Source organism: Pseudogracilibacillus amylolyticus (SeqCode), assembly GCF_051918545.1.
In the GTDB taxonomy this organism is placed as follows: Bacteria; Bacillota; Bacilli; order Bacillales; family Amphibacillaceae; genus Pseudogracilibacillus.
The window spans coordinates 1-12,129 of record NZ_JBPPZG010000121.1; the positions used below are offsets into that span (position 1 = coordinate 1).

10 protein-coding genes and 2 riboswitches are annotated in these 12,129 nt (G+C 38.4%); of the genes, 9 read left to right on the forward strand and 1 reads right to left on the reverse strand.

The window, feature by feature from the left end:
- The first annotated feature begins 75 nt into the window (after positions 1–75).
- Together ACPYKA_RS13350 and ACPYKA_RS13355 are read left to right on the forward strand one after the other, a co-directional pair.
- Positions 76–243, forward strand: a complete 168-nt coding sequence (locus ACPYKA_RS13350; RefSeq protein WP_479542750.1) for a hypothetical protein — start codon at positions 76–78, stop codon at positions 241–243.
- A gap of 131 nt (positions 244–374) precedes the next feature.
- Positions 375–475: riboswitch (purine riboswitch) on the forward strand.
- A 167-nt stretch (positions 476–642) separates the two neighbouring features.
- Entirely contained in the window at positions 643–1,971 is a 1,329-nt protein-coding gene (locus ACPYKA_RS13355; protein ID WP_479542751.1) for an NCS2 family permease, read from the forward strand.
- A gap of 712 nt (positions 1,972–2,683) precedes the next feature.
- Here ACPYKA_RS13355 and ACPYKA_RS13360 read toward each other — a convergent pair.
- Positions 2,684–3,859, reverse strand: a complete 1,176-nt coding sequence (locus ACPYKA_RS13360; protein WP_479542752.1) for an MFS transporter — start codon at positions 3,857–3,859, stop codon at positions 2,684–2,686.
- Between the two features lie 100 nt (positions 3,860–3,959).
- Here ACPYKA_RS13360 and ACPYKA_RS13365 point away from each other — a divergent pair, with 100 nt between their 5' ends.
- From ACPYKA_RS13365 to ACPYKA_RS13395, 7 genes are all read left to right on the forward strand, one after another.
- Complete coding sequence (locus ACPYKA_RS13365) at positions 3,960–4,667, forward strand: MOSC domain-containing protein (RefSeq protein WP_479542753.1); 708 nt, start codon at positions 3,960–3,962, stop codon at positions 4,665–4,667.
- Between the two features lie 102 nt (positions 4,668–4,769).
- Positions 4,770–5,468: a DUF2179 domain-containing protein gene (locus ACPYKA_RS13370; protein WP_479542754.1), complete on the forward strand. Its 699-nt coding sequence runs from the start codon at positions 4,770–4,772 to the stop codon at positions 5,466–5,468.
- A 67-nt stretch (positions 5,469–5,535) separates the two neighbouring features.
- Positions 5,536–5,637: riboswitch (purine riboswitch) on the forward strand.
- A 165-nt stretch (positions 5,638–5,802) separates the two neighbouring features.
- On the forward strand, positions 5,803–6,294 hold the full coding sequence (gene purE / locus ACPYKA_RS13375) for a 5-(carboxyamino)imidazole ribonucleotide mutase (protein WP_479542755.1): 492 nt from the start codon (positions 5,803–5,805) through the stop codon (positions 6,292–6,294).
- The gene (purK, locus tag ACPYKA_RS13380) at positions 6,281–7,420 is read left to right on the forward strand and encodes a 5-(carboxyamino)imidazole ribonucleotide synthase (protein WP_479542756.1); all 1,140 of its coding nucleotides are present in this window, start codon (positions 6,281–6,283) and stop codon (positions 7,418–7,420) included. Before purE ends, purK begins: the two co-directional genes overlap by 14 nt.
- On the forward strand, positions 7,417–8,709 hold the full coding sequence (gene purB / locus ACPYKA_RS13385) for an adenylosuccinate lyase (RefSeq protein ID WP_479542757.1): 1,293 nt from the start codon (positions 7,417–7,419) through the stop codon (positions 8,707–8,709). Before purK ends, purB begins: the two co-directional genes overlap by 4 nt.
- Before the next feature lie 475 nt (positions 8,710–9,184).
- Complete coding sequence (gene purL / locus ACPYKA_RS13390; protein WP_479542758.1) at positions 9,185–11,389, forward strand: phosphoribosylformylglycinamidine synthase subunit PurL; 2,205 nt, start codon at positions 9,185–9,187, stop codon at positions 11,387–11,389.
- 282 nt (positions 11,390–11,671) lie between these two features.
- On the forward strand, positions 11,672–12,129 hold a 458-nt coding region (locus tag ACPYKA_RS13395; RefSeq protein WP_479542759.1), incomplete at its 3' end, for a class II glutamine amidotransferase.

Here is a 12,129-nt window from a genome sequence, read left to right on the forward strand (position 1 = left end):
ATCACCACGACAAATTGACATTATTTTAGCAGGTGGTTTAATTAACTGGGTAAAACAAACGAAGGAGGCATCTCGATGAGAGAAGAACCTTGTAAAGCTTGTCACGGATCTGGAATGCAAGCAGATGATGAAGGATGGCAGTATCAATGTAGTGTGTGTGATGGGTCCGGAAAACTTTCGGTTGCTGAAAAAACGGAAACAAGGATTATGTCTGTCGATGAAAATAACCGGCTTTTGGATTAAGAAATATTAGAATTAAGCGATAATTTTAAACAGTGCTTTAATAATTATGGTATAAACGAAATCATTTCAAAATAGAAAAATTTAAGTTTTTAACATTGACGAACCGCTTTTTTGTCAGTATGATATAAATGATAACAACAATAAAAGCTTTGCGTATAATCTAGAGAATTGGCTTTAGAGTTTCTACCAGACCACCGTAAATGGTCGGACTACGCTTAGAATAGTAATTTGATTAGAATTTTCGGATAAAATGTTTATCCGTTTATTCTGTCATTGTAATTACTTTTTTAGCATAGTTAGGTAGCACTCTTTTTAATAAAGGGTGCTTTTTTGCTTTTTCTCCTAGAAAACGCAAATGTCATCATCGGGTGGCAAAGCATTTTATAAGGAGGAAATTGATTGAAGAAGTATTTTCGCTTCGAAGAATTAGGCACAAATTATCGTACCGAGTTTATGGCAGGGATGACGACATTTTTAGCAATGGCTTATATTTTATTCGTTAACCCGGCAACTTTATCACTAGCAGGCATTGATGTTCCTGAAGGTACAGGAATGGATCCAGGTGCAGTGTTTACAGCAACAGCAATTGCAGCTGCAGTTGGTACATTATTAATGGGTGTAATCGCCAAATATCCAATCGGTTTAGCACCTGGTATGGGGCTAAATGCATTTTTCGCTTATACGGTTGTTCTAGGATATGGCATCCCCTGGGAAACAGCATTGTCAGGCGTACTGGCATCAGGAATTATTTTTATTATTTTAACGTTAACTGGTTTACGGGAAAAAATTATTAATTTTATTCCAGGGAATTTAAAAATGGCTGTAGGTGCAGGAATTGGTTTCTTTATAGCTTTTGTTGGTTTTCAAAATGCGGGAATTATTGTTGGGAATGATGCAACATTAGTAGCAATTGGAGAACTAACATCTCCACCTGTTTTACTTGCTATTTTTGGAATTATAATATCTGTTATTTTACTAAGTTTAAATGTCCGTGGCGGAATCTTCTACGGAATGATTCTTACCTCAATTGTAGGAATGATTTTTGGACTAATTCCTACTCCAAAAGGAATCGGTGATATTGTTAGTTCTGTTCCAAGTGTAGCGCCTACTTTTGGACAGGCATTTATAAACTTTGGTGATATTTTTACACTACAAATGCTTGTTGTTATTTTAACATTTTTATTTGTTGATTTTTTTGATACAGCTGGAACCCTTGTAGCAGTAGCGACACAGGCTGGGTTAATGAAAAACGATAAATTACCACGGGCAGGCAAAGCATTATTCGCAGACGCTTCAGCAACAGTTGTCGGATCAGTTGTTGGTACTTCCACAACAACTTCCTTTGTTGAGTCTACTGCTGGGGTAGGAGTTGGCGGGCGAACAGGATTTGCATCGGTTGTAACTGCAGGATTTTTCTTACTTGCGTTATTTTTCTCGCCGTTACTCGCGGTCATCACAGTGGAGGTGACGGCGCCAGCACTAATTATTGTTGGAGTATTAATGTCGACTTCACTTAAAAATATTGAATGGGATCGTTTTGAAATTGCTGTACCGGCATTTTTAGTGATTATTTCGATGCCATTAACATACAGTATTGCAACAGGAATTGCGATTGGTTTTGTCTTTTATCCGATCACGATGATTATGAAGGGGAAAGCGAAGGAAATTCATCCGGTAATGTATGGATTAAGTGTTATATTTGTTCTATATTTTATCTTTTTAACGTAAATTGAAACCTATAGAAAATAGCATGTGATATCGAAAAGGATTCACATGCTATTTTTAACTATTTCAAGATTCAGGTCATACTTGAAATAATCAAGAAGTACTTTATGATCTATCGAATTAATTAATTTCTTTCGTTTCAAATGAATTGTCTAAATGCTGTTTTAGTTCGGAATCTCCATAAACTGTGCAGTAACTTCTGCAAGATTACTGAATACAACGACCGCTTCGGCAGAATACTACGCTTTCCACGGGCACGGCTTCAGCCTCCGAAACACAGGACGTGCAAGTGCAGGTGTTGCGACAGGACGTCGCGCACTTAACCTGCCTCGCGGAAAGACCACCGCTGCGGGGTCTTCAGACACGTGCTGTTCCCGTAGGAGTCTACGTATTCTGCCTACGCTAGTATGCATTCTCAAATTAAAGAATTGCCTTTTTGTCCAATAAATCTATCCCAGCGAAGGAAATACACGGAGACTCCTGTGGGAGGAAAGGCCTCGGTGAGACCCAAGTGCGTAGCACGAAGGGGCTCAACAGCCGCCCACGGAAAGCGTAGTGTATTTCCGTAGCGGTATTTTACTTTGTAATTTGTCTGCATTTTTGTAGGTAGTAAAATTTTCACTACTGCACAGTTTACTTTTATTACATAGTAAGGGTTTAATGGTTGCAAGTAATAATTATCGTTAGTTTTTGAGCAGAACGTTAAAGCAGTGCTTCAACTTATTTTTTCAATCCTTACTTTTCGTTTACGCTGGATTCCAAAATGAAATCCTATGAAACTTATTGCTCCGAATAAGGATAGAATGCCCATTATGTAATATAAAGTTTGACCATTAAAATGATCAATAATCGTTCCGCCACCCATTGAACCGACGATCCCTGAGACACCAAATAGAACGGAATAAAAAATAAGATGGCCAGTTGACTGTAAAAGTTTTGGTATAATTCGTGTAATATAATCAAAAGCTGTTACGTAAAAAATTCCAAAAGTAAGGCCGTGTAAGACTTGTAGGGAAATGATTAGTGTAGGGCTAGTTGCAGTGCCGTAAATGAACCACCGTAAACTATATAATAAAGCAGCAAAAACGATGAAAGTTATCGGATGGTATTTACGAAACCAAAATCCTGCAAAGGCAAAAATAGCACCCTCACTAATAACGCCAACAAACCATGCAAGTCCAACCAAACTTTCATTACCACCTAGTTCCGTAATATATATACCCATAAAACTATCATTTGCCCGGTGACCAATACTAATAAACATCATAAAAACAAGGAACAAAATAAATGGTTTGTTCATCAGTAAATTTTTAACTTCTTTTAATTGCACTGGTGCTGAATCGGCTTTGACATCTTGAATCGTAAAAGCAATTAAGAGTAACACAGTTCCAATAATGACATAGGGCCAAATCATATATTGAACGCCGAATTTTGTTAAAATTTCTCCGACTATTAAAGAAGAAAAAGCGAAGCCAATAGATCCCCACATGCGGATTGTTCCAAATGAGATTTTTAAATCAATGGCTCTACGTTGTGCCAAACTATCGCTCAGTGCGCCTACCGGAGAAGAGAAGAAGTAAAAAAATGCACCAAATAGCAAAATAGTAGCTAAATGATTCATTTGGAAAAAGGTGATACTTGCAAGTAACATCCCAATAACGGATATAATGAGCATCCATTTTACCGTTTTGTACTTATCACTTAAATATCCCCAAAAAGGTTGAGAGATAATCGAGGCGAATGGTCCGATCGCTAGCACCCAACCGATTTCGGTACCGGTTAATCCTTTATATTTTAGATAAAGAGGTAAAAAACTAATAATGATCGTGTTTGTTGCATGAAAATGAAAGATAAGTAATTTCAGAGAAACTAGAGAATCTTTTCTCGACAATCTTAGCCACCTCGACTTTTCTCAAATGATTAAACGTAGTAAAATATAAGAAAGACCAAGCACGCTTTAACTATACCATATTATGAAAGAAGGGGTGCATATGAATTTTCCTTTTATAAAACAACTTCGCACGGGTAAAGTAAAACAAATGGGCGAGAAGGATGCAAAAAATCCATTTGAACGACCGTGGGAAAGTGGGATGTTTAAACAAGAGAGAGAAGGGAAAATCTGGCTCTCCAAATCAGGTTTAGCAGCAGATGAAGTAGCTGATAAGAAAGTTCATGGTGGTCCTGAAAAGGCGTTATTCGCTTATTCCGCTTTACATTATCCATATTGGCAGCAAGAATTAGACATTGAAATTGATGCAGGTGCAATGGGAGAAAACCTTGTCATGGAAAAAGCGGATGAATACACTGTATATATTGGTGATACATATCGATTTGGTGAAGCAATTATTCAAGTTTCTCAACCACGTAGGCCTTGTTGGAAACCTGCCCGGAGATTTAAAGTACTTGATTTTGCACTGCGTATTCAGGAGACTGGAAAAACTGGTTGGTATTACCGCGTACTTCAAGAAGGCTATGTGGAAGCGGGAGTTGAATTAGAACTTATTGAAAGACCATACCCACAGTGGTCTGTAGCTGCTTGTAACGAAATAATGTATGTAAAAAAAGCGGATTTAAATCTAGCTTATGAATTGGCGTCTTGTTCAGCACTTGCACCGAATTGGAAAAGGTCTTTACAAAAAAGATTGCGTGGACATGAGTCATCCATAGAAAATCGTGTATATGGTCCGAATAAAGAATGAGTCATTAATTATTCAAAATTTCTCATTAATGCTGTTCTTTCTATGACAGATAACGAATACATTAAGTCTGATATTAGTTAAGAAGGAATCGGAGGGAACATCTTGTTAAATAATGCTTACGCCATCGTTGCGATAATTTTAGTGATCAATATCGTTTATGTTACATTTTCGACGATACGAATGATTTTAACATTAAAAGGTCGTCGCTATTTAGCAGCAATTGTCAGTACATTTGAAGTTATCGTTTATATTTTGGGGTTAAGTATTGTCTTAGATAATTTGGACGGCATTCAAAATATTATTGCTTATGCAGTTGGTTTTGCACTCGGAATTATTACCGGTTCTATCATAGAGGAACGGTTAGCTTTAGGATATATAACCGTTAATGTCATTTCATCCAATCCTACATTAAATTTTACCGATCGGCTGAGAGAAGAAGGATTCGGCGTAACGAGTTGGACATCTTCCGGAATGGCAGGGGACCGTTTATCTATGCAAATATTAACGCCAAGAAAACAGGAACTTAGGTTATATCAACTTATTTCCGAAATTGATCCACGTGCTTTTATGGTCGCTTATGAACCAAAACATATTCAAGGTGGATTTTGGGTGAAACAAGTAAGAAGAACAAATATGATGCAAAATGGCAAGACGAAAGATCAGGTTTTAAAAGATGTTGTTCCAACTGAAAAAATAATGGAAGATGATGAGGTTGTTGAGGAAATCATTGATGACCAACTTCCAGCAAGTCATTTAACGAAACCGCGCACACAAAAGCCGAACATTAAACCTAAATTATAACAAAATGTTCGTAATTTAATTGACGAATAAATTGCCAGTTTGTTATACTTAAACAAGTAAGTAAAGCTAAAAAAACATATAGATTCCCCATATAATTTTGAGAATATGGCTCGAAAGTTTCTACGTTTGCACCGTAAATGCTACGACTATGGGGGAGGATGATGTGGTGAAAATGAGAAAACTCTCTCTTTTTTATGAATGATTACAAGCAAGTCTATTCATCTTCTCCTATACGCATAGGAGTGGAATAGACTTTTTTACATTTTTTAAGCCAATTTAGTTGATTTTTGACAATTACATACACTAATAAAAATGAGAATTGGAGTGCGTATTAATGGCTCAGGTTGGCATTATAATGGGTAGTATTTCAGATTGGGAAACAATGAAACATGCTTGTGACGTTTTAGATGAGTTAGGGGTAGATTACGAAAAAGAAGTTGTCTCTGCTCATCGGACGCCGGATGACATGTTCCAATATGCAAAAACTGCTAGACAAAAAGGGCTGAAAGTGATTATTGCGGGTGCAGGCGGGGCGGCACATTTACCTGGAATGATTGCATCGCAAACGACCCTGCCTGTCATAGGGGTTCCTGTACAAACGAAGGCTTTAGGAGGAATGGATTCCTTGCTCTCTATCGTGCAAATGCCTGGTGGAGTTCCAACTGCAACGATGGCGATCGGAAAAGCAGGTGCAACAAATGCCGGGCTTTATGCTGCTGAAATCATCAGTCTTTTTGATACAAATACTGCGGTTAAATTAGATAATTATCGGAAAAAAATGAAAGAAACAGTCAATGAAATGAGGGAAGATCTTGCAAACAAATAAGTCTATTTTAAAAATTTTACCTCCTCAAACGATTGGAATTATTGGCGGCGGGCAACTTGGTCGAATGATGGCAATCGAGGCCAAATATATGGGGTATAATGTTATTGTTTTAGATCCAACCCCGAATTGTCCGACTGCTCAAGTAGCAGATGGTCAAATAGTTGCCCCGTATGATGATATGGAAGCAATTAAACAGTTGACGGAAAAAAGTAATGTGATCACATATGAATTTGAAAATGTCGATTTAGGTGCTGCGACTTATATCGAAGAAGCAGGTAAACTTCCACAAGGAGCTTTTGCACTCGAAGTGACACAAAATAGGGAGAAAGAGAAAAATATCATGAAAGAAGCAGGACTTCCTGTTCCTGAATTTTCAATCGTCCATAATGGAGTTGAATGTGAGGCGGCACTTAAAAAAATAACCCTACCAGCCGTAATCAAAACATGTCGTGGTGGTTATGACGGGAAAGGGCAATTAAAGATAGAGACGGAACAAGATAAAGAGGCGGCAATCCAATTTGCTGATCAAGGTGGTACGTTTATTATTGAACAGTGGATAACGTTTGAAAAAGAAATATCAACTGTTTTTACAAGAAGCCAGTCTGGAGAAATCACCTTTTTCCCTATTTCTGAAAATGATCATAAAGACCATATTTTATATGAAACAATTGCTCCTGCAAGAATTTCGGATACTTTACGTCAAAAAGCGAGAGAAGCAGCGACTTTACTAGCTGAAAAAATAAATATTGTTGGAACTTTTGCAATTGAAATGTTCGTAAAAGGTGAAGAAATTTTTATTAATGAAATGGCACCACGCCCACATAATTCAGGGCATTATACGATTGAGGCTTGCAATGTATCGCAATTTAGTCAGCATATTCGTGCAATCTGTGGATTGTCTCTTCCTGAGATTATATTACATCAAAACGCAATGATGATTAATGTGCTAGGAGAAGATATGCCAAAAGCACTCCGAGCACTTGATCAGCTACCAGAAGCGTATGTTCACTTATACGGCAAAGCGGAGGCAAAGGAAAAACGAAAGATGGGACATGTTACATTTATTGCCCATGAGTTGGATGAACTTGATAGTTATAAACGCGCATATGAGGAGGATCTTACATGATAGACCGATATACCCGAGAGGAAATGGGTGCGATTTGGACAGAAGAAAATAAATATAACGCTTGGCTTGAAGTAGAAATTTTAGCTTGTGAAGCATGGGCAGAACTAGGTGTTATTCCAAAAGAAGATGCCGGGAAAATAAGAAAAAAAGCTGCTTTTACTGTGGAGCGAATATATGAAATCGAACAAGAAACTCGCCATGATGTTGTGGCGTTTACTAGAACAGTTTCTGAATCGCTTGGGGAAGAACGAAAATGGGTTCATTATGGACTTACGTCAACAGATGTAGTGGATACAGCACTTTCTTATCTATTAAAACAAGCGAATACAATTATTCGCACAGATCTTGAACGTTTTATTGACGTAGTAAAAGAAAAAGCAATCGAACATAAACATACGGTAATGATGGGCAGAACGCATGGAGTTCACGCCGAACCAACAACATTTGGATTAAAACTTGCACTTTGGTATGAAGAAATGAAGCGAAATTTAGATCGTTTTAATGAAGCAGCAGAGCGTGTTGAATTCGGAAAGTTATCTGGTGCAGTTGGAACCTATGCGAATATTGACCCTTTTGTTGAAGAATATGTTTGTAAACATTTAGGCTTATCACCTGCACCATTATCAACTCAGACATTGCAGCGTGATCGCCATGCAGCGTACATGTCCGTGCTAGCATTAATTGCTACATCGATTGAAAAATTTGCAACCGAAATTCGCGGTCTACAAAAAACAGAAACTCGGGAAGTCGAAGAATTTTTCCGTAAAGGACAAACTGGCTCATCAGCAATGCCACATAAGCGTAATCCAATCGCATCGGAAAATATGAGTGGAATGGCACGCGTTGTAAGAGGGTATATGGTTACAGCATATGAAAATGTTTCCTTATGGCATGAGCGCGATATTTCACATTCATCTGCAGAACGTGTCATCTTACCTGATGCAACAATCGCGCTAAATTATATGTTAAACAGATTTACAAATGTTGTGAAAAACCTGACTGTTAATCCAGAGAACATGAAACGGAATATTGATAAAACATTCGGGGTTATTTTTTCACAACGAGTACTGCTTGCGTTAATTGATAAAGGATTGTCTAGAGAAGCAGCATATGGAGTTGTCCAACCGCTTGCAATGGAAGCTTGGGAGACAGAAACGCACTTCAAACAATTACTGGAAGAAAATAAAATCGTTCAAGAAAACTTGTCCAATGAAGAGATTGAGGACTGTTTTGACCATACGTATCATTTGAAAAATGTTGATTTTATTTTTGAGCGGTTAGGATTATAAAATCACTTCACCCAGCGCTGTTTATCCGTGAACTGTGTTGCTGAATATCCATAAACTGTGCAGTAACTTGGAGCAGTAATTATCTTACCGCTACGGAAATACACTGCGCTTTCCATGGGCGGCTGTTGAGCCTATCCTCCCATAGGAGTCTCCGTGTATTTCCTTCGCTGGGTGTGTTTTGGAAACAGCTCTGCACAGTTTAATACTACTATCACAATGGTTGATTGGAGCCGGAGGGCAGTCGACTCCTGTGGGAAAAGCACGTGTCTGAAGACTCAGAAGCAGTGGGTTTCTGCTTCAGAGTCTGAAGCCGTGCCCACGGAAAGCGAACTGCCCGGAGGCGGAAATCAACGGTTTACCAACTAGGTTTACAAATTTCTCCTACTGCACAGTATACTTCGACTGTAATGGAAGTGGAACAATTTTGGAACAGAGATGAAAATATCATTATTACATGATAAAGGAGACGAATGAGATGCGAGAAAATATGGATCCAGAGCAAATTGAACGTGAGAAGGAATACCAGAAAATGGGGCTTTCAGACGAAGAATACGAACGGATTAAAACAATTATAAAACGTCGTCCGAATTATACAGAAACAGGGATTTTCTCGGTAATGTGGTCCGAACACTGCAGTTATAAAACATCAAAACCGTTATTAAAAAAATTCCCTACAAAAGCACCACAAGTTCTCGTTGGACCAGGTGAGGGCGCAGGTGTTGTTGATATTGGCGACAATCAAGCAGTAGTTTTTAAAATGGAAAGCCATAATAGCCCATCAAAAATTAACCCTTTTGAAGGTGCAGCAACAGGTGTAGGTGGGATTTTACGAGATGTATTTTCGATGGGAGCTCGTCCAATAGCAGCAATTAATTCATTGAGATTTGGCCCATTGCTATCTGATCGAACAAAATATTTATTTGAAGAAGTAGTAAAAGGAATTGCCCATTACGGAAACAATGTTGGTGTTCCAACTGTTGGTGGAGAAATAAAATTCGACCCATGTTATGAAGACAGTCCACTCGTAAACGCAATGGTAGTAGGCGTACTTAATCACGATGAAGTTCAGAAAGGTGTTGCAGAAGGTGTCGGTAATACAGTCATTTATGCGGGAGCACCGACTGGGCGTGATGGTATTCATGGTGCAACTCATTCGTCCGTTGATGAACAGTCTGATGATGCGAGTCCTGCAGCAGGAAATCCCGAACTGGAAAAACGTTTAATCGAAGCATGCCTCGAAGTGATTCATCATGACGCTCTTATTGGCATGCAAGATATGGGGGCAGCAGGGTTAACCTCATCAGGAAGTGAGATGGCATCAAAAGCAGGAACGGGAATGTTATTGAATTTAGATTTAGTTCCTCAAGCAGAAGAAAATATGTCTGCATATGAAATGATGTTATCGGAAACGCAAGAAAGAATGCTGTTAGTTGTGAAAAAAGGTGCAGAACAAGAAATTATCAATCTGTTCCAAAAGCACGATGTTGAAGCAGTAGCAGTTGGTGAAGTAATCGAGGAAAAAGTTTTTCGAATCGAGCATCAAGAAAAAATCTGGGCTGATCTTCCGGTTGATGCGTTAGATAAAGATGCACCTGTCTACCATTTACCGTCGAAAGAAGCGACCTACTATAAGGAATTTCAGAAGCTTGAAAACACTGTACCGGAAATAAAAGAATATGGTGAAATGTTAAAACTGTTACTACAGAGCCCAACGATTGCAAGTAAGGAATGGGTGTATGATCAATTTGATTCAGAAGCACGTGGGAATACACTTGTCGGACCGGGGTCTGGAGCTGCTGTTGTTAAAATTGAAGGAAAAGATAAAGCAATCGCTATTTCGGCAGACTGTAATGCTCGTTACATTTATTTAGATCCAGAAGTTGGCGGGAAAATTGCTGTAGCAGAAGCTTGTCGAAACATTATCGTTTCAGGTGCTAAACCAATTGGAATTACGGATGGATTAAACTATGGAAATCCAACGAATGAAGAAGTGTTTTGGCAAATGGAGAAAAGCATTGATGGAATTAGTGAAGCATGCCGAGCGTTAAACGTGCCTGTCATTAGCGGAAATGTATCCATGTACAACCAATCGTATGGAGAGCCGATTTTTCCTACTCCAATAATTGGAATCGTTGGATTATTCGAATCACTCGATCATATTACGCCAAATGCGTTTCAACAAGCCGGAGATGTGATCTATGTAGTAGGAAAAGCAGATGAAGAATTTGCCGGAACAGAAATTCAAAATCTTTTACAAGGCGAGTATAAAGGAAAAGCACCACAAATTGATCTAGACATTGAAAAAGAACGTCAAACAAAAATTTTACAAGCCATCCAAGAAGGAATTCTTGCTTCAGCTGAAGATATTGCTGAAGGTGGCTTGGCAGTCGCACTTGCTGAAAAAGCAATTCGTGGAAACGTTGGAATTGATGTTACGTTACAAGATAACCCAACAGTAGAATTATTCAGTGAAACACAATCCCGCTTTGTTATTTCGGTAAAAGCGGAAAACGTGGAAGCATTTGAAAAAATTGGGCTGGAAGTAACTAAAATGGGTACAGTTACTGAAGAGAACTTTATTGTACGAACGGCTGATGGAGAGGTTTTAATTGAGGAAAAAATAGATGAACTTAAAAAAGGATGGAAAGAAAGTATTCCAACCTTACTGGGTTCTAAATAAAAGTAGAGGTTGTTGCGGTGCCGTTCTTCGGTATTTCTACGGAGAAGAGGTACGAGAGCAGTCGTCGCGGTGCCGTTATCCAGTATTTTTGCATAGAAAAGGTACACGGGATAACACTACAGACAAATTCTATCACTTTTATAGATAGTAATTCTCATAGAGAACAAATTGTACCACTTACGATTCAACTTTGTCAGAAAGCAACAATACTAAAGCATGCAAGTTATCTAAATAATGTGCAGGAAGGTTTACGAAAACAACTTAAAAAAATGAGGAATGACAATGTTTGCTATTTGGGGTCATAAGAAGGCTGCTGAAATAACATATTATGGACTACATGCACAGCAACACCGTGGACAAGACGGGGCAGGAATTGTTGTGACTGATGGGAAGGAATTAACTGTTCATAAAGATGTTGGTTTAGTAAATGACGTGTTTTCAGGATTTAATTTCAATAAAAATCAAGGTCATGCTGCTATAGGACATGTCCGAAATGCAACGCAAGATGATGGTGTGTTTAATAATGTCCAACCATTTGTGTTCCGTACGTTAAATGGTAGTACAGCAATTGCGCATAATGGGAAAATTGTTAACGCGGATAGTATACGGAAAAATTTAGAGGCAGCGGGAAGTATTTTGCAGACCACTTCCGATACAGAAGTTTTAGCACATTTAATGAGAAAAAATAATCAAAAACCTACAGAAGAAGCGATCATTGAAAGTTTAAGAATGCTTGTAGG